The following is a 16,579-nucleotide window of genomic DNA, read 5'->3' on the forward strand; positions in this document are numbered from 1 at the left end:
CGGTACGCGGGATCTTATGGCGTGGCTGCTCGCCCCGTTGGTGAAATCCCGCCGCCTAACACCGATCCACTCTCATGCGGACAAGGAATCGCCCTGCGTTGAGGCGGCGAATATGCCTGGCATGGCAACGATTTGGAACGCTGACATCGGTCTGGGCCGCGCCGCAAATCATCCACGCCAATGCCAGGAAATTGCGACAGCGCCTGCTCGCGACGAAACAGCACCAAACGCCGACCTTCATGTGGCCTGGTCAACGCGTCCACAGCCAGACGGCAGCATGCGAGCAGCCGAGTTCCTACAGGCGCAAGCGTCGTAACGTTTGCCTGCTGCGCCCCAGGATCGAGTCATGAGCAAGCACATGAAGATCATCGCCGCGATGGTTGGCGGCTCAGTGCTCGCCGCGGCGCCGGCACTGATTAGCCATCCGCCGCTGGCCATCTGGAACGCGTCCGCGAGCGTCCCCATCGGGCTCTATCGCATTCTGCCGGCCGACAAAATCCGTGCTGCCAGCATCGCCGTCATCGTGCCGCCCGAGCCATTGGCGGCCTTCATGGCAAGACGCGGATATCTGCCGAAAAACGTGCCGCTCCTGAAGCAGGTTTTGGCACTCGGGGGCGCGACCGTCTGCCGCAAAGGTACAGCGATCATCGTCAACGGCAGGACCTATGGACATGCACGCGAGCGTGACAGCCGCGGTCGCCCCCTGCCCAGCTGGCGGGGCTGCCGCGAGATCGCCGACGACGACGCCTTCCTCATGAACCCGGACGCTCCCGAAAGTTTTGACAGCCGCTATTTCGGCCCGCTCCCGCTCTCATTGATTGTTGGTCGCGCCGTTCCCGTCTGGACCACCGAGCGCGCCGCTCCGGCGCTGGATGTCACCAACAATGTTTCCCGGCGAACCGTCACGTCTCGGCCTCAACGCCCACTAAACACTCATGAAAGGAGCACTGCAATGCCCCAGATCGGCACCTTCACGCGCAATGATGACGGCTTCTTCGGCAATCTCTCAACGCTGACAATCGAGGCGAAGATTGCCATCCTGCCTGCTGAGAAATCCAAAACCGAAAACGCGCCCGACCACCTCGTCTATTGCGAGGGAATGGCGGTCGGCGCGGCGTGGGACCGCACCGGAGACAAGGCTGGGGACTATATCTCCGTCTCAATTGACGACCCGTCCTTTACGCAGCCGATCCGCGCGAAGCTGTTCCGGTCCGACGCCGAGAACCGCGTCTGGAGCCTGCACTGGAACCGGTCATCGAAGCGCGAGGGGCGAGGCTGAACAGATGTTGTTTGAGCCCTTCGATGAATCTCTCTCGTCAACGTCTTTGACCGAGCGGACGCCGGTCAAACCCTTGGAGAGGATCGCCAGTCCGGCAGCAGCACGCGACGAACATCAGAGGCGGCCGGACACTTGCTTTTCACTCCAGAGGCCGATTTCATCAGCGTTTTGGCAAAGCTGGTCCGGCCAGCGAGGCGTCGCGCTTAGCGGAAGTGAACACCGAAGCGGGCTGGCAGCTCATCGGTTCCGGGGTCGGCGGGATGCCGTCCACAGAGGTGTGACAAGGATTGCCACATGCGTCGTGCTCGCCTTCGCGACTCCGGAAGCTGTTGCAGACGCATGCTCTCATGGTGAACGGCCGGCTCACTCCGAGAGCACGATCTTGTCGGCTGGCCAGTGGTCGCGGCATATCCGGGAAGCGGCTAAACGGTTCGCCATTCCGGAGCGTTTGCTTAGCGGCGTCATGCATGTCGAGAGCGTCGGCGATGTTCGAGCGCGTTCAAGAAAGGGCGCAATAGGGCTGATGCAGATAATGCCGGCGACGTGGGAAGAACTGCGCGTTAAGCATCGACTCGGCGACGATCCCTATCAGCCTCGTGACAACATTCTTGCAGGCGCTGCGTATCTTCGCGAAATGCTCGACAGCTTCGGGCGCAGCGGCTTTCTTGCCGCTTACAATGCCGGCCCTGGACGGTACAAGGAACATCTGTCAACCGGCCGTCCGCTGCCACGCGAGACGGTCGACTACGTCAGGAAACTCGCGCCGCTGATCAATGGCGCAATTCCCAGTCCGACGTGTGCACGGCAAGGAAGAGACAGAGCCAGCTCACGCAGAACCGCGCTTTTTGCGCATACCAATGACATTCGGAACGCCGCTGCATTGAATGGCAATGGTTATGCAGACACGACCTTTACGGCGATTCATTCGTCCACAATGCGGTCGCTAATGGGCAATTCTGTTGCTGACCTGACCGCGATCGAGCCGTGGCCAGGTGAGACCCGTTTCTGGTCGAACCACGCTGTTCCTGGGCTATTCGCTCAGCGCGCTTCACCCGCATTGCGATGATCGGCACATTCCTCCTCGATTGCATTCCGGCCTGCTCCGTCGCCGAAATTGCGGCGGAAGGGTTGGCCGCAGATGAGGGCGGAGAGATTGGCAGGATAAAGGGCCGCGAGGTGCGGCTCGGTCGGCCGATTGTTTTCCTTGTGAGTTTCAACTCAATTCGCGATGTGCTGGCACAAACGGCGATGTGCGCTATTCCTATTTTTCGGTTTTTCCAACGGAAACCGCACCTCTTGGCCGCCTAGCATGAAACGTGACGATAACTTTCGCGTCCGCCCTGGTCGCATCCGCTCCCGCGCCGGCCAGCGCGCGCGACCCTTCATCTTCCAGGCGCTTGCGGCCACACAGCGCGCTGGCGGTCACCTTACAAGCAAAGGCCGGATCACCTCGCCACGAGCTTCAACGTTTGGCCGCGGCAGGTCGGCGGCCATCCGCACCAGTCACCTCATCTCTGAGCGCTCACGAGGCGCCGTCGTCAAGACCCGTGTGGTGCGGCAGTTCAGGGGGTCTCCACCACTCGCCACCTATCTCAAGTACCTTCGCCGCGAAGGTGTTACACGTGATGGCGAGAAGGCGAGGATGTTCGGTCCCGGCACCGAAGAGGCAGATGATGACGCCTTCTCCGACCGCTGCAAGGACGATCGGCATCACTTCCGTGTCATCGTCTCGCCGGACGATGCAACGGAGCTCGGTGACCTCAAGAACTTCGCTCGTGAACTGATGGTCGACATGGAGCGCGACCTCGGCACGAGGCTCGACTGGATTGCCGTCGATCACTGGAACACCGAACATCCGCACGTTCACATCCTCGTTCGCGGCGTTGCCGACAATGGCGAGAATCTTGTCATCTCTCGCGACTACATCCGCCAGGGCATGCGCGATCGGGCGAGCGACATTCTGACCCAGACGCTGGGGCTCCGCACCGACCTCGACATCCGCCAGGCCATCGAGCGGCAGGTCGACACTGAACGCTGGACGCAGCTCGATCGCCAGCTTGCTCGCGACATCAACCGTCATGGCGTCATTGAAGTGGCACCACATCCTGATGGCCAGCCCGACGAGTTCCTAGGGCCTAAGGTCGGCCGGCTCCGGCAACTGGAACGCCTAGGCCTCGCTTATGAGATCCATCGGGGCCAATGGATGGTGGCCGAAGAAGCTGAGGCGACTTTGCGCGCCCTCGGCGAACGCGGCGACATCATCAAGCGCATGCACCGCAGCCTCACCGCGCAGGGGCTAGAAAGGGGGACAACCGACTATGTGCTCGCGGCCGAAAAGATTGATGCGCCCGTGATCGGACGACTGCTCGAACGCGGCCTCGACGAACTGCGCGGCACGGCCTACGCCATCGTCGACGGCATCGATGGTCGCCCGCACCACATTCGTTTCTATGACCCTGATGCGGCCGGGGACTCTGCCCCAGGCTCGGTCGTGGAGTTGTGCCGCGATGCGGGTGCAAATGGCTCTGGCAGGGTCAGTCTCGCCGTCCGCTCTGACCTTTCGATCGAACACCAGGTGCATGCTTCCGGCGCGACTTGGCTCGATCGGCAACTTGTTGCGCGCGAGCCGGCCGAACTCCGCGACGGCGGCTTTGGCAGGGACGTAAGACAGGCACTGGAAGATCGGGTCGACGAGCTTGTCAGGCGCGATCTGGCCAGGCGCGAGGGACAGCGCGTTATTCTAGTGCGAAATCTGATCGATACGCTACACGATCATGAGGTGGAATCGCTCGGTGCCCGCCTCGCCATCGAGACCGGCCTGTCATTCAGAAACACTGCCAACGGCGATCATGTGGCTGGGATTTACCGGCGGCGTTTCTCGCTGGCTTCCGGCCGGTTCGCGATGATCGACAATGGACTAGATTTCAGCCTCGTGCCCTGGTCGCCTTCGCTCGATAAGCGCTTTGGCAATCAGGTTTCCGGAGTCGCGTGTCTGGATACAGGGAGCATGGATTGGAGCTTGGGAAAGAAGCGCGGCATCGGGTTGTGAAACGTACAGGCACAGATTCTATCTGATGCTAGCGACAGGAAGCCAGCACCGTGCGTTCTGTCTGTACCTTCCCCCCCGAGCGCCATGGCCTCTTTCAAAACGAAGCTCGCAAAATCTTCAATCAGTCCGCTGTCAGCACGACCTTGACACTCTGTGAACGGTCGGCGGCAAGACGGAAGGCATCGGGGGCGGAAGAAAGCGTGCGCTCCGCTGTCACCAGCTTCAGGACGTCCACCTCACCCGACACGATGAGATCGACCGCCCGGCCGAACTCCGTGCCGAAGCGGAAGGTGCCTTTGAGGTCGATCTCCTTGGCCATCACCGCATTGGCCGGCAGTGGGATCTGGCCACCGGGAAGGTTGCCGACCTGGACCACCGTGCCGCCACGCCGGACGCTGGCGATCGCAGCGGCAAGGCCGGCCGCGCTGCCCGAAATCTCGAACGCCACATCAAGCGAACCGCCGGCCGAGAGCGCCTGGAGTTCGGCGTCGCCGCTGGAAATGTCGACCGTCCTGTCAGCGCCCAACCTGCGGGCGAAGGCGAGCGGCGCGGCGACGATATCGACGACGGTCAGTTCAGCGCAGCCGGCAAGCCTGGCCGCAAGCATGGTCAAGAGACCGATGGGGCCGGCACCAAACAGGACGACGTTGCGGCCCCTGATGTCGCCGGCCCGCGCGACGGCGTGCAGGCTGACCGCCAGGGGTTCGGCAAGTGCCGCCGCCTGGTAGGCCACATCAGATGGAACCTTGAAGCATTGCGCGGGCGTGGCGTCGAACAGACTGGCGAAGCCGCCCGGCATATGCGGTGTCTTCGATGCCGAGCCCATGAAATAGATGTTTTCGCAGAGATTGGCGCGCCCCTCCAGGCATCGCGCGCAATGCCCGCACCAGCGCGACGGATTGACCGCGACGTGGTCGCCGACGCCGAGTCCGGGCGCGGCGCCGTTGATCTCGACGATTTCGCCGGCGATTTCATGGCCGAGGACAAGCGGCGAGGTGACGACGAAGTCGCCGGTGCGGGCATGGCGGAAATAATGCAGGTCGGAGCCGCAGATGCCCCCTGCCCCGAAGCGCACCCGCACCATACCTGGTGCCAGCGGTTCGAGCGGATGCTCCACGACGCGCAGGTCCTGCGGGCCGAACAGCGTCGCCGCAATCACCTGGCCACTCACCGGATCAGGCCCATCTCGGTGGGCAGCCAGAGCGTGATGGCGGGTATGAAGGTGATCAGAAGCAGCGCCACGATAAGCGGCACCAGCCACGGCAGTATCGCCATGGTGGTGCGCTCGACCGAAAGCTTGGCGACACGTGACAACACGAACAGCACCATGCCGAGCGGCGGGTGCAAAAGCCCGATCATCAGGTTGAGCGTCATGATCAGCCCGAAATGCACCGGGTTGATGCCGTAGACGGCGGCGACCGGCAGCAGGATGGGCACCAAAATCGTGATCGCGGCGATGGTATCGAGGAAGCAGCCGACCACCAGCATCAGGATGTTGACCAGGATCAGGAAGACCCACTTGTTTTCGGTCAGCGCGAAGATGAAGGTCGAGAACAGCTGTGCTGCCTGGCTGACGGTGAGCAGCCAGGCGAAGATCGATGCGGCGGTGACGATGAACAGCACCGACGCGGTCGTTTCGATCGTGTCGAAGCTGGCCTTGGCAAGCAAACGCAGCGTCATCGTGCGGTAGCGCACCAGCCCGAGGAAAAGCGACCAGATCACGGCCGCCATCGCCGCCTCGGTCGGCGTGAACCAGCCCATCGTCATGCCGCCGATCAGGATGACCGGCGTCATCAGCGCCATGACCGCGGAGAAATTGAAATACCAGTCCGCCGCGATCAGCACCAGCAGCGCGATGCCGACCGCGATGTTGATCGACAGGCCAAGCTGCACAAGCACGTAACAGCCAATCGGAAAGGCAGCCACCACCAGCACCTCGCCCGCCGCTTCGGCCAGCCGCCGAAGCTCGAAAGGTGTGTCGGAACCCCAGCCGCGACTGTAGGCAAAGATGGCGACCGTAATCATCATCAGCACGGTCATGACCACGCCTGGCAGGATGCCGGCCATGAACAGCGCGCCGATCGAGACATTGGCCATCATGCCGTAGATGACGAAGGGCAGCGAGGGCGGAAAGATCGGCCCGAGCGTGGCGGAAGCGGCGGTGACGCCGACCGCGGCGTCGATAGGATAGCCGTGGTCCTTCATCGCCTTGATTTCGATGGTGCCGATACCGGCGGCGTCGGCGAGTGCAGTGCCCGACATGCCGGAAAAGATCACCGATCCGATGATGTTGACCTGCGCCAGGCCGCCCTTCATCCAGCCGACCAGGGCAAGGGCGAAGGAATAGATTCGCCCGGTGACGCCGGCGATGTTCATGAGGTTGCCGGCCAGGATGAAGAAGGGAACGGCGAGCAGCGGAAAGCTCTCCACCCCGGCGATCATGCGCTGGGCCGCGATGATATCGGGCGCGACGCCGTAGATGACGAGGTAAAGGATCGAGGCGGCCGCCATCGAAACAGCGACCGGCACGCCGATGAGCATCAGGACAAGAAAGCCCCCGACCAGAAGCAGCATCGCTCAGACCCCCGCCGTCTCGAACGCACCGGGACGCTCGAGCACCGAATAGCCGCGTCTGTAATTGCCGATGAAGACCTGGATCGAGCGCAGAAGCATCAGCACGAAGCCGGCCAGTACGGCGTAGAAGAACCAGCGCCGCGGCAGGTTCACGGTGACCATGCGCTCATGCGCCACGATCGTGACGTAGCGCCACATCAGCCATGTTCCGTAGGCGAAAAATGCGACGCGGATAATATCGACGGCGAGCGCCAGCCAGCGACCGACGCGCTCCGGCAGATAGTGGTAAAGCACGTCGACATGGATATGGCGCGACAGGCGCACGCACATCGCGGCGCCGAGAAAGACAACGACCACGAGCGCGTTGATGGCGATCTCCTCGGTCCAGGCAAGGCTGTTGTTCAGCGCATAGCGGGTGAAGAACTGCAGGAAGACACAGACGACCATGCCCCAGAATACGGCAAGCGTGATCCAATCCTCGATGCCGTGGTCCGACAGGTCGACGTGTACCGGCACCTCCTCGAAGGCGTGGGCGATCTCTTCGACGGTGATCTCGGTGTGGTGTTCCTCGGCCATTGGCGCGGGCTCCCGAAGCTGGTGGATCGTCAAGGATTGGAAAGGCCGTCCGGCACACTTTGAAGCCGGACGGATGGGCAGGTTAAAGCGGCGAATCCGATTGCCGCCCTATCCTCTTGATTGAGCATCCGATTTGCCGATGCTCTACTTGATGGCGCGGATCGCTTCCCAATCGGCCTTGTTGTAGCCGAACTCCTCGAAGGTGACCTTCTCAAGCACATTCTTCTCGAAGTCGGCACGGTCGACATCGGTTACGCTGATGCCGCGGTCCTTGAATACCTGCACCAGTTCCTTTTCGCGGGCGACGATCTTTGCCGTGGCGCGGGCGGCAGCCTCCTGCATCACCTCGGTAAAGATCTTCTTGTCCTCGTCGGACAGCGAGGCCCAGCGCGACGCCGATATGATGGTGTTGAGATGATCGACGATATGGCCAGTCATCACGATGTTCTTCTGCACCTCGTAGAATTTCTTCGCCTCGATGGTGGTCAGCGGGTTCTCCTGGGCCTCCACCGTGCCGTTCTGCAGGGCCAGGTAGACCTCGGCGAAGGCAATCGGCGCGGTGTTGGCGCCGCAGGCGCGCGGCATGGCCAGATAGGCCGGCACGTCGGGAACGCGCATCTTCAAGCCCTGCATGTCGGAGCACTTGGCGATCGGCCGATTCGAGGTGGTCTGCCGCGTCCCGTAATAGGTGGTGGCGGCGATGTGGTTGCCGGTTTTGTCCTCATAACCCTTGGTCAGGGCCTTGTAGACGTCGCTCTTGGTGTATTTCAGCAGATGGTCGGCATCGCGGAAAGTATACGGGAAATAGGTGACGCCGATCGGTGGATATTCGCGCGCCGCGAAGCTCGATCCGGAAATGATGATGTCGACGGTGCCGAGCATCAGGCCCTGGTTGATGTCTGCTTCCTTGCCAAGCTGCGAGGCCGGATAGACGTCGATGGCGTAGCGGCCCTGGGTGCGCTTCTTGATCTCGTCGGCCGCCCACACGGATTCGGTATGGAAGGGCTCCGTCGTCTCGTAGACATGTGCCCATTTCAGGACCGTTTCCGCCGAGGCCGACGCCATGGGTATGGCAATTGCGGCGATCGCACCGAGCAGAACTGCGTATTTTCTCAGCATCTAATTCCTCCCTGGTTGAATTTGACGGCCAGATCTCCCCCCGGCCAACTGCTATTCCGCAACCTCCTTGGCTGCGGCTCTCTCATCGAAATTGCGTGAGAATCTGATTTGCGACTGGCGCAGATGCTGCTGCATGGCGGCCTTGGCCCGCTCGGGGTCGCGCGCGGCAATCGCATCGCGCACGGCACCATGCTCCTTTGCCGCGATCTGCCAGGAATCGCTGGTCTCGAAATAGATCGACAGGCGTTCGAAGTACGGGTTCATGCGCTGGTCGAAAAGCTCGCCGATGAAGCGTACCAGCACCGCGTTCTCGAGAATGCCGGCGACTGCAGTATGGAATTCCCGGTCGAGCGCAATGGTCATCTTGTTGGGGTGACGCATGGCCTCCATCCGGCGCAGCACGTCGTCGAGCCGTTCGATATCTGCAGGCCGGACGTGTAGAGCCGCTTCGGCGGCGATCGCACCTTCGACGAATTCGCGCGCGCGCAACAGCTCGAACGGACCTTCCTCCATTTCGGGTTCGGAGGCGGCGGCGCTCGGCGGATCGGTGACGTAGATACCCGAGCCGACGCGGATGCGTATGCGGCCTTCGACCTCCAACGCTATCAGCGCTTCACGGACCGTCGGGCGTGAAATTCCGAGCTGGTCGGCCAGATCCCGCTCGGTCGGCAGACGGTCGCCGACGGAAAACTCGCCGGCATCGATCAGCTGCCTGAGCTGATCGGCGACCTGTCGGTAAAGCCGGCGTGGTTCAACTGCCTGGATCGGCATGCGCGTTTAGTTCCCTCCCGGGCCATCCCTGGTACATTGGTCTGACCCATTGACCACAGCTTAGACAGAGGATGCAGAGAGTCAAGCTCGATAGAACCGCGGCCTGCGCAACCGGAACGCGGCGGCATTGCGCAAGCATTCCATGCGTCAGCGCCGTCCGCGAATGACCAGGACGTTCCCGGCGGCGACGAGGACGAGCCCGATGATCGCGTAAGCGGTCCAGGCGTAGCCTTCCAGCGCTGTGGAGATCAAAAGCGCAAAGACGGGAAATATGACGGTCGCATAGCCGGCGCGGGCGCCGCCAATGCGTCCGAGCAGCGTCAGGTAGGCGGCGAAAGCCATGACCGTCGATATGACGGCGAGGAAAACCAGCGAGCCGATATAAGAGGCGGTCGTCGCGAACACGAACGGCTCACCGAGTAGGAAGGCCAGGAACGCCGACCACAGAGTGCCATAAAGCATGCCCCAGGCGCTCGTTGAAACGAGCGGCAGGCCGCGGCGCTGGTTTGCGACGGAGACGAGATTACCGGCGCAGAAGCTCAGCGTGCCGCAGAGGCACAGCAGAAGGCCCACCAACGTGCCGCCGGAAAGCCCGTTCGCGGCGATTTCGGGAAAGAACATCAGCGCTATTCCGGCGAAGCCAATGATGCCGCCGGCGAGAATGCGCGGCGCCGGGCGCTCGCCGATGACCAAGGCACCGAGCACCATGTTGATGACCGAGGCGAGTGAGAAGACGACCGAGAGCAAGCCGCTGACGAGATAGCCGGCGCCGTAATAGAAAAACAGGAAGTTCGATGAGAAGATGAGGATGCCGAGCACAGCAAAGCGGAAATGATCGGTGATCGGAAAGCGGAGCCGCCGGCCGGAAAAGCCCGCCCAGGAAAACATCAGCAGCGTGGCGATGGCGAAGCGCCAGACCAGATTGACCTCGTTCGATACGCCGCTGCCGACCTGAAGTTCGATCGCGAACCACGATGCGCTCCAGGCAATGACCGTCAGCGCGTAAAGCCCGTAGTCGACCGGTTCGAAGGGGCGGTCGCGCGTCGTCGTGCGCATTTCCGCGTTAGCCGGTTCCGCGGCGCCGTTTGGTTCTCTTGTTACTGACATGCTAGCAATGGTCCGTTTTTGCGTGGTCCTCATGTAAGTGAGGCAGGCCCGAGCGGTCACCAGGATAATTGCGCTGGGGTACGCCGCTGGCGCTCCGATGTTGCAGGAGTTTGATATTGATAGGCTCCGTTCGCCGCGAAGCGATGATCACTATCGCCAGCCACGGAAGAACGACGTGTCCCCGCCCGCGGCGCGGCGATTGCAACAACAATGCCGGTCGTTGTAACCATTCCGGCCGCTTGATTTTGGAGGAGACGCAGCATGGACCGATTCACCGGCGGTTGCCTGTGCGGCAACGTCCGAATTGTCGCGTCGGGGCGCCCATACCGGGTCGGCCTTTGTCACTGTCTCGACTGCCGCAAGCATCATGGCGCCCTTTTTCACGCTTCCGCGATTTTTCCTGAGGATGCGGTGACGATCGATGGCGAAACACGCGACTACGCCGGGAGGTTTTTCTGTCCCCGCTGCGGCTCCTCCATTTTCGGACGCACCGCAGACGAAATCGAAGTAAACCTGGGGTCCCTGGATGCGCCTGACCAACTGATGCCAACCTACGAAAGCTGGATCATCCGTCGCGAGTCCTGGTTGCCGCCGTTTCCGCTCACCAGACGATACGAGCGCGATCGTGACGCCACGGATCGCTTTGAAGAATAAGGTCGCACGAACGGTGCGCCGGCGCGTCAGTCCGGAAGATCGGCCTTGCGGAAGCCGTCAATGAACTGCTCAAGCAGCGCAGCGTCGTGGAATGGCTCCGAAGCGATGATCACAGGCTAGTGGTCGCAGCGACAATCAACCCGCCCAAGACGGCAACATTGATGGTGAAGCCGGTACGAAGCGCTTCGCGTTCATCGCCGCTGTAGCGCCAGAAGTTGAGCGCCATGAAAGACGCCGCAATGGTGAATACGGCCAAGGCCGCGGCGGGAAAGGGTCCACCAAGGCCCGTTGCCAGGCAAAAGCCGCCTGCAATCTCCAGCACCGATCCGGCCGCGAGAAGAGGCCCGGGAGCAGGAAAGCCCCGCTCGGCCAGGGACGCTGCGATCGCCCGGAACCTGAGGAAATGCTCGGCGCCCGCCCAGATAAAGACGCCGCCGAGCAAAACCAATCCGAGGTGGTGGAAGAACGCGATCATTCCTTGCTGCCGTCCTGGGTGTAAACCGCAAGCTCGTAACCATCCGGGTCAGCGAAATGGAAGCGCCGGCCGCCGGGGAAGCCATAGATCGGCCTGACGATCTTGCCTCCCGCTTGCTCGACACGCTTGACCGTTCCCGGCAAATCATCGGCATAGAGAATGACGAGCGGGCCTCCTCCCGACCTCGCTGGACCAGCGGCAAAGCCACCTGACAAGCGCCCGTCGTTGAACTCGCAATATTGCGGGCCGTAGTCAGTGAAGGTCCAGCCGAACGCCTTTCCGTAGAAGTCGCGTGACCGCGGAATGTCTTTCACGTTGAATTCGACGTAGTCGATCCGTTGGTCGTTGTTGTTGCTCATGACGCATACCTCTCATGTGATGTACGACGCCGAAAGATAAGCACGCATCTCGCTTGCCGGATTGAACAAAACGGCCATCGACGTATGAGCCGCACACGGCGCTGCCGATGGCGATGCACGTGGCATCACCCCTCGCCTACCCTCTTCGTTCCGGCCGGAAGAAAACGACCGATTCTTGCAACCGTTCTCGATTGGAAGACGTTGTCTCGAGCGACGGCCGGGCGCAGCCGCTGCGCCGTAGGTTCACCGCCGCTAATCCGAAGGGGAGCGAGATGAGCGATCCCGTCCCAGCGCAGGCAACGGGTTCATTTCAGCAACGTCCAGCGTCGGCGCGGCTTCGCGGGAGCTTCGCCTCGGTGTGGGTGCATCGAATGGACCCGGCGGGCTCACCGCCAATCGTCGTCATGCCCGACGCAACGATCGATCTGCAATGGATCGGAGGCAGCTTGCGAATTGCTGGCCCCGACAAGGAGCCGCAGACCGAGGTTCTGGCAGCGGACGAGGTCGTGATCGGCTTGCGCTTCCATCCTGCCGCGGCGGCGGCATGGCTGGGCGTGCCGCAAGTCGAGCTGGTCGGCAAGAGGCTGTCGCTCGACGATTTGTGGGGGGCGCGCGCTCGCCGCCTCGCCAGCCGCGTGCGCGCCAGCGACAATCTCGAGGATCTGGCCTGCTCGCTTCAACAGGTCGTCGCCGAGGAGGTGGCTTCCCGCGCGCCAGACGTTCCCATGCAGGCGGCATATCGCTTGATCGAGCGCGGGCCGCCAACCGACGCGCCGCTCGTCCCTTGGTTGATGCGCGCGCTCGAGATGAGCGAAAGGACGTTGCGCCGGCGCTTCGACGAGAGCTTCGGCTATGGTCCCAAGACGCTTGACCGTATCCTCCGCTACCAGCGCTTTCTGCGGCTTTCGAGCTACTCCAGCAGCTCCACCGCCATGCTGGCAGCCGAGGCGGGCTATTCCGATCAGGCGCATCTTGTCCGCGAGAGCCGCCGCCTGACGGGAAGCACCCCGCGACAGATTCATCACCTGCTGCACAACGAGTGAAACCTCGGCGCGTCCTTCGACTTGGCGGCACGCTGTTGGCCGTTTTGTTCAAGTCTTCACTGTCGCCCGACTTTATTCATGGTGTCTCCGATAACCAGAGGAGACTGCCATGAAACCGCGCATTTCGGTTTTGACTATCGCTGTCGCCGACCTCGAGAGTTCTCTCGCGTTCTACCGCGACGGTCTCGGCTTGCCGACGGAAGGGATCATCGGCCGCGAGTTCGAGCACGGCGCCGTCGCGTTCTTCACGCTGTCCGGCGGGTTGAAGCTCGCGATCTGGGCTCAGGACGACCTCGCCTACGACACCGGCCTGCCCAAGGCGCCGATTACCTCGACCTGGTTCACAATCGGCCACAACGTTGTGCGCCGCGAGGAAGTCGATCAAGTGATGGATGAGGCCGCCCGCGCCGGAGCCGAGATCATCAAGCCTGCCCGGGACACGTTCTTTGGCGGATATGCCGGATACTTCCGCGACCCGAACGGACATCTGTGGGAGGTCGTCTGGAACCCCGCCAACATACCGAGTGAGGATCCTCTTTAAGGGCGGCGCGGGCCTGCAGTCTCGAACCGCGTTAGTCATCCCCGGCGCTGGCAAATTCTGTCGGCATCGGGCGGCGAGCGGCCATGCTTTCCCAAGCAACGAGGACAGTGTGACGGCAGGCCACCAGCACAATCTTAAGGGCTGACTATGTTGCTCTATCCAGATTCGCCTCGCCTGCATGACGCATCATGCGGCGAAAGCTCATTGAGATATGCGCCCGCCTTATGTGCCCAATGGACTCCCAGTCGCCGATCTCGGCGGCGGCAAGGACCTCTTCCATTTCGCGGCGGAACGCGGTGAACTCCTCGACAAGGCCCAATTGCGGCATCATCTTCAGGACGACGCGCGCGACTTGAAAATACAGGCGCTCGCTGATCTCGCGTAGCGGCTGGTTGCCGGTCATCGCGGTGAGCTCGTAGAAAAAATCCATATTGAGGCGCAGGAAAGCGCGCTGGTCGGGATTGAGTATATCGGAATCGCAGCGCGCGATGAGCGCCCTTATCCGGTCGAGATCGTCCGCCGTGCGCGGGATCGGCGAGAGCTTGCCGACGAGCAGCGCCAGCTCCAGGCGCAGGTGATAGACCTGTTGCAATTCCTCGATATCGACATCGGTGACGATCGTGCCGACGCCATGGACGGACTGAACCAGACCTTCGGATTCAAGGCGTGCCAGGACGCGTCGTACCGGCGTGCGACTGATCTGGAACTCCTGGGCAAGTTCTTCCTCGGAGAGATGGCTTCCCGGTGCATAGTCGAGCAGGCAGATGCGGTCGCGCAGTATCCGGTAAATGCGCTCGAACCGTTCCCGCGCCGAGAGCGGGCGCGGCGGCGCGGCGGTCACGGCCATGGGGGTGGCATCTTTCTCAAGCGTCACCCAGCCTCCAGGACAGCGTGCAGGAACTGCCGTGTCCGCTCGTTCTTGGGGGCGCCGAACAACTCGCTTGGCGGTCCCTGCTCGCAAATCTTGCCCGCGTGGAAAAAGCAGACGCGATCGGAGAATTCCTTGGCAAATCCCATCTGGTGGGTGACCATCAGCATGGTGAGGTCATGCTCCCTACCAAGTTTTCGGATGACTTCAAGCACTTCGCCGACAAGTTCGGGGTCGAGGGCCGAGGTCACCTCGTCGAACAGCATGATCTTGGGCCGCATGGCGCAAGCGCGTGCGATGGCGACACGCTGCTGCTGACCGCCGGAGAGCTGCGAGGGATAGTGGTCCTTCTTCTCCGACAAGCCGACCATGTCGAGCAGCTCGGCGGCACGCGCCTCCGCATCGGCCCGCTTCATGCCGAGCACGGTTATCGGTGCCTCTATGCAGTTCTGCATCGCCGTCATGTGCGGAAACAGGTTGAACGACTGGAACACCATGCCGATCTTGGCGCGGATCTTGCGGATATGTGCGAGATCGGCGGGAACAAGCTTGCCGTTCCTCTCCATATGGGTGAGCGGCTCGCCTTCGACCCAGATGACGCCGTCATTGATCGTCTCCAGCGTCATCAGCATGCGCAGCACCGTCGTTTTGCCGGAACCGGACGGGCCGATGATGGAGACCTTTTCGCCGCGTGCTATTTCCAGATTAAGCCCGTCGAGAACGGTTAACGTGCCGTAGCGTTTCGATACATTGTCGAAGCGGACCATCGGTTGTTCCGTCATCGCATGGTCCTCCGGTTGAGCAGGCCTTCGAGGGAGCGAATGAGCGCGGCAGAAACCAGGCTCATGGCAAGGAAGAAGAGGCCGACCAGCGTCATCGGCTCGGTGTAGCGGAAGGTTTCGGAGCCGATGATCTTGGCCGTCTGCATCAGCTCCAGCACGGCGATTGCGGAAAGCAACGGCGTCTCCTTGAACAAGGCAACCAGATAGTTGCCGAGCGCCGGAACGATCGGCGGGATCGCCTGCGGAATGATGATGTCGCGGAACGTCGTCCAGGCCGACAGATTGAGTGCGACCGAGGCTTCCCACTGGCCGCGATGGATGTTGTCGAAACCGGCGCGATAGACCTCGGAGCAATAGGCAGCGTAGTGGATGCCGATGGCAAGCACCCCGGCGGTGAAGGCGTCGAGCACGACACCGAATTTCGGAAAGACGAAATAGAGAAAGAATATCTGGATCAGCAGCGGGGTCGAACGGATCAGTTCGACCAACACCGAAATTGTCCAGCCGGTCCATGGCACGGCGATGCGGACGACGGCCAGAACCAAGCCAAGCGAGGCGGCAAGTGCAAAGCCGATCAGCGTCGCCTCGATGGAGACGATGGCAGCGCGGGCGAGCACCGGCAGGATTTCAAAAGCAAATGCCCAGTCCCAGATCATGCTGCCTTCCCCCGCGCCAGTCCGAGCGACGCCCGCCTTTCGAGAAGCCGCATGCCGATGGTGAGAACCAGCGACATTGCCAGGTACATCAAGAGGACGAGCGTAAAGATCGGAATGGTCTTGAACGTGTTCTGGTTCATTTGTTGCGCCTTGAAGGCGAGGTCCGAGAGCGTGATTAGCGAAACAAGCGCTGTCGATTTCAGAAGCTCGATGAACAGATTGCCCCAGGGTGGGATCATGGCGACAAAGGCCTGCGGCAGGATGATCCGGCGCAACATCTGTGGGCGGCTCATGTTCAATGCCGTACACGCCTCCCACTGGCCGCGAGCTACCGACAGGATCGCACCGCGCACGACCTCCGACCCGTAGGCGCCGACATTCAGGCCGAGCGCCAGCACTGCCACCACGAAAGCGTTGATCGTGACGCCGAATTGCGGCAGCACGAAAAACAGCCAGAACAATTGCACCAGCGCCGACGTTCCGCGGAAGATCTCGACATAAACCGTGGCCAGCCATCTGAGCGGCGTCGGGCCGTACATCCTTGCAAGTGCTGCAAGCACGCCCATGACTATTGCAAGCAGGCTGCCGAGGACGGCGATCTCGATTGTCAGGACCGCGCCTTGCAGCAGCCCCGGCATGAACACTCTATAGCTTTCCTGTGTTGCCAAGGCGCCGATCACGACAAGCGCGATGACCAGCATGGCAACGAGCGTACGGATTCCCATG

General features: G+C 61.9%; 19 protein-coding genes. 7 read left to right on the plus strand and 12 right to left on the minus strand.

Annotated features, from left to right (window positions below; translation table 11 throughout):
* The first annotated feature begins 346 nt into the window (after positions 1-346).
* The 4 genes from NKH13_RS09865 to NKH13_RS09880 all read left to right on the plus strand — a co-directional run bounded on the left by NKH13_RS09865 (position 347) and on the right by NKH13_RS09880 (position 4,328).
* Positions 347-1,279, plus strand: coding sequence for a DUF736 family protein (locus NKH13_RS09865; RefSeq protein ID WP_352912399.1), 933 nt, complete (start codon positions 347-349; stop codon positions 1,277-1,279).
* A gap of 382 nt (positions 1,280-1,661) precedes the next feature.
* Positions 1,662-2,345, plus strand: coding sequence for a lytic transglycosylase domain-containing protein (locus NKH13_RS09870; RefSeq protein WP_352716618.1), 684 nt, complete (start codon positions 1,662-1,664; stop codon positions 2,343-2,345).
* Positions 2,342-2,587 carry a hypothetical protein gene (locus tag NKH13_RS09875; RefSeq protein WP_352716616.1) on the plus strand — a complete coding sequence of 82 codons (246 nt, stop codon included), beginning with the start codon at positions 2,342-2,344 and terminating at the stop codon, positions 2,585-2,587. The genes NKH13_RS09870 and NKH13_RS09875 overlap by 4 nt, the downstream gene beginning before the upstream one ends.
* A gap of 1 nt (position 2,588) precedes the next feature.
* Positions 2,589-4,328, plus strand: coding sequence for a relaxase/mobilization nuclease domain-containing protein (locus tag NKH13_RS09880; protein ID WP_352716614.1), 1,740 nt, complete (start codon positions 2,589-2,591; stop codon positions 4,326-4,328).
* Positions 4,329-4,449: 121 nt separating this feature from the next.
* Here NKH13_RS09880 and NKH13_RS09885 read toward each other — a convergent pair whose 3' ends face one another.
* From NKH13_RS09885 to NKH13_RS09910, 6 genes are all read right to left on the minus strand, one after another.
* On the minus strand, positions 4,450-5,499 hold the full coding sequence (locus NKH13_RS09885; RefSeq protein WP_352716613.1) for an L-idonate 5-dehydrogenase: 1,050 nt from the start codon (positions 5,497-5,499) through the stop codon (positions 4,450-4,452).
* Complete coding sequence (locus NKH13_RS09890) at positions 5,496-6,902, minus strand: TRAP transporter large permease (protein WP_352716612.1); 1,407 nt, start codon at positions 6,900-6,902, stop codon at positions 5,496-5,498. Before NKH13_RS09890 ends, NKH13_RS09885 begins: the two co-directional genes overlap by 4 nt.
* 3 nt (positions 6,903-6,905) lie before the next feature.
* Positions 6,906-7,478, minus strand: coding sequence for a TRAP transporter small permease (locus NKH13_RS09895; protein ID WP_352716611.1), 573 nt, complete (start codon positions 7,476-7,478; stop codon positions 6,906-6,908).
* Positions 7,479-7,622: 144 nt separating this feature from the next.
* Positions 7,623-8,597 carry a sialic acid TRAP transporter substrate-binding protein SiaP gene (locus NKH13_RS09900; protein WP_502908384.1) on the minus strand — a complete coding sequence of 325 codons (975 nt, stop codon included), beginning with the start codon at positions 8,595-8,597 and terminating at the stop codon, positions 7,623-7,625.
* A gap of 51 nt (positions 8,598-8,648) precedes the next feature.
* On the minus strand, positions 8,649-9,368 hold the full coding sequence (locus NKH13_RS09905) for a FadR/GntR family transcriptional regulator (RefSeq protein ID WP_352716610.1): 720 nt from the start codon (positions 9,366-9,368) through the stop codon (positions 8,649-8,651).
* Positions 9,369-9,515: 147 nt separating this feature from the next.
* The gene (locus NKH13_RS09910) at positions 9,516-10,424 is read right to left on the minus strand and encodes a DMT family transporter (RefSeq protein WP_352716609.1); all 909 of its coding nucleotides are present in this window, start codon (positions 10,422-10,424) and stop codon (positions 9,516-9,518) included.
* A 312-nt stretch (positions 10,425-10,736) separates the two neighbouring features.
* On the opposite strand from NKH13_RS09910, the gene NKH13_RS09915 reads away from it, so the two are divergent.
* A complete protein-coding gene (locus NKH13_RS09915; RefSeq protein WP_352716608.1) occupies positions 10,737-11,129 on the plus strand; it encodes a GFA family protein in 393 nt (130 codons plus the stop codon).
* 109 nt (positions 11,130-11,238) lie between these two features.
* Here NKH13_RS09915 and NKH13_RS09920 read toward each other — a convergent pair whose 3' ends face one another.
* Together NKH13_RS09920 and NKH13_RS09925 are read right to left on the minus strand one after the other, a co-directional pair.
* Entirely contained in the window at positions 11,239-11,604 is a 366-nt protein-coding gene (locus tag NKH13_RS09920) for a DoxX family protein (protein ID WP_352912404.1), read from the minus strand.
* Positions 11,601-11,963: a VOC family protein gene (locus tag NKH13_RS09925; protein WP_352716605.1), complete on the minus strand. Its 363-nt coding sequence runs from the start codon at positions 11,961-11,963 to the stop codon at positions 11,601-11,603. The genes NKH13_RS09920 and NKH13_RS09925 overlap by 4 nt, the downstream gene beginning before the upstream one ends.
* A 107-nt stretch (positions 11,964-12,070) precedes the next feature.
* On the opposite strand from NKH13_RS09925, the gene NKH13_RS09930 reads away from it, so the two are divergent.
* Positions 12,071-13,006 carry an AraC family transcriptional regulator gene (locus NKH13_RS09930; RefSeq protein WP_352716603.1) on the plus strand — a complete coding sequence of 312 codons (936 nt, stop codon included), beginning with the start codon at positions 12,071-12,073 and terminating at the stop codon, positions 13,004-13,006.
* Positions 13,007-13,115: 109 nt separating this feature from the next.
* Positions 13,116-13,547 carry a VOC family protein gene (locus tag NKH13_RS09935; protein WP_352716601.1) on the plus strand — a complete coding sequence of 144 codons (432 nt, stop codon included), beginning with the start codon at positions 13,116-13,118 and terminating at the stop codon, positions 13,545-13,547.
* Positions 13,548-13,692: 145 nt separating this feature from the next.
* On the opposite strand, the gene NKH13_RS09940 is transcribed toward NKH13_RS09935, so the two are convergent.
* The 4 genes from NKH13_RS09940 to ehuC are packed head-to-tail and all read right to left on the minus strand — an operon-like array spanning position 13,693 to position 16,578.
* Complete coding sequence (locus NKH13_RS09940; protein ID WP_352716600.1) at positions 13,693-14,421, minus strand: GntR family transcriptional regulator; 729 nt, start codon at positions 14,419-14,421, stop codon at positions 13,693-13,695.
* Positions 14,418-15,197 carry an ectoine/hydroxyectoine ABC transporter ATP-binding protein EhuA gene (ehuA, locus tag NKH13_RS09945; protein WP_352716599.1) on the minus strand — a complete coding sequence of 260 codons (780 nt, stop codon included), beginning with the start codon at positions 15,195-15,197 and terminating at the stop codon, positions 14,418-14,420. Before ehuA ends, NKH13_RS09940 begins: the two co-directional genes overlap by 4 nt.
* Complete coding sequence (gene ehuD / locus NKH13_RS09950) at positions 15,194-15,853, minus strand: ectoine/hydroxyectoine ABC transporter permease subunit EhuD (protein ID WP_095495147.1); 660 nt, start codon at positions 15,851-15,853, stop codon at positions 15,194-15,196. Before ehuD ends, ehuA begins: the two co-directional genes overlap by 4 nt.
* Positions 15,850-16,578 carry an ectoine/hydroxyectoine ABC transporter permease subunit EhuC gene (gene ehuC, locus NKH13_RS09955; protein WP_352716598.1) on the minus strand — a complete coding sequence of 243 codons (729 nt, stop codon included), beginning with the start codon at positions 16,576-16,578 and terminating at the stop codon, positions 15,850-15,852. The genes ehuD and ehuC overlap by 4 nt, the downstream gene beginning before the upstream one ends.
* Position 16,579 lies beyond the last annotated feature (1 nt).

This window comes from Mesorhizobium sp. M1348 (genome assembly GCF_040317925.1).
Classification (GTDB): domain Bacteria; phylum Pseudomonadota; class Alphaproteobacteria; order Rhizobiales; family Rhizobiaceae; genus Mesorhizobium.

Coding starts and splice junctions, on each gene's coding strand:
- NKH13_RS09890 (WP_352716612.1), bottom strand. CDS start 6,902: ATGCTGCTTCTGGTCGGGGGCTTTCTTGTCCTGATGCTCATCGGCGTG.
- NKH13_RS09895 (WP_352716611.1), bottom strand. CDS start 7,478: ATGGCCGAGGAACACCACACCGAGATCACCGTCGAAGAGATCGCCCAC.
- NKH13_RS09905 (WP_352716610.1), bottom strand. CDS start 9,368: ATGCCGATCCAGGCAGTTGAACCACGCCGGCTTTACCGACAGGTCGCC.
- NKH13_RS09880 (WP_352716614.1), top strand. CDS start 2,589: ATGAAACGTGACGATAACTTTCGCGTCCGCCCTGGTCGCATCCGCTCC.
- ehuD (WP_095495147.1), bottom strand. CDS start 15,853: ATGATCTGGGACTGGGCATTTGCTTTTGAAATCCTGCCGGTGCTCGCC.
- NKH13_RS09915 (WP_352716608.1), top strand. CDS start 10,737: ATGGACCGATTCACCGGCGGTTGCCTGTGCGGCAACGTCCGAATTGTC.
- NKH13_RS09935 (WP_352716601.1), top strand. CDS start 13,116: ATGAAACCGCGCATTTCGGTTTTGACTATCGCTGTCGCCGACCTCGAG.
- NKH13_RS09925 (WP_352716605.1), bottom strand. CDS start 11,963: ATGAGCAACAACAACGACCAACGGATCGACTACGTCGAATTCAACGTG.
- NKH13_RS09930 (WP_352716603.1), top strand. CDS start 12,071: ATGGCGATGCACGTGGCATCACCCCTCGCCTACCCTCTTCGTTCCGGC.
- NKH13_RS09900 (WP_502908384.1), bottom strand. CDS start 8,597: ATGCTGAGAAAATACGCAGTTCTGCTCGGTGCGATCGCCGCAATTGCC.
- NKH13_RS09920 (WP_352912404.1), bottom strand. CDS start 11,604: ATGATCGCGTTCTTCCACCACCTCGGATTGGTTTTGCTCGGCGGCGTC.
- NKH13_RS09875 (WP_352716616.1), top strand. CDS start 2,342: ATGATCGGCACATTCCTCCTCGATTGCATTCCGGCCTGCTCCGTCGCC.
- NKH13_RS09865 (WP_352912399.1), top strand. CDS start 347: ATGAGCAAGCACATGAAGATCATCGCCGCGATGGTTGGCGGCTCAGTG.
- ehuC (WP_352716598.1), bottom strand. CDS start 16,578: ATGGGAATCCGTACGCTCGTTGCCATGCTGGTCATCGCGCTTGTCGTG.
- ehuA (WP_352716599.1), bottom strand. CDS start 15,197: ATGACGGAACAACCGATGGTCCGCTTCGACAATGTATCGAAACGCTAC.
- NKH13_RS09910 (WP_352716609.1), bottom strand. CDS start 10,424: ATGCGCACGACGACGCGCGACCGCCCCTTCGAACCGGTCGACTACGGG.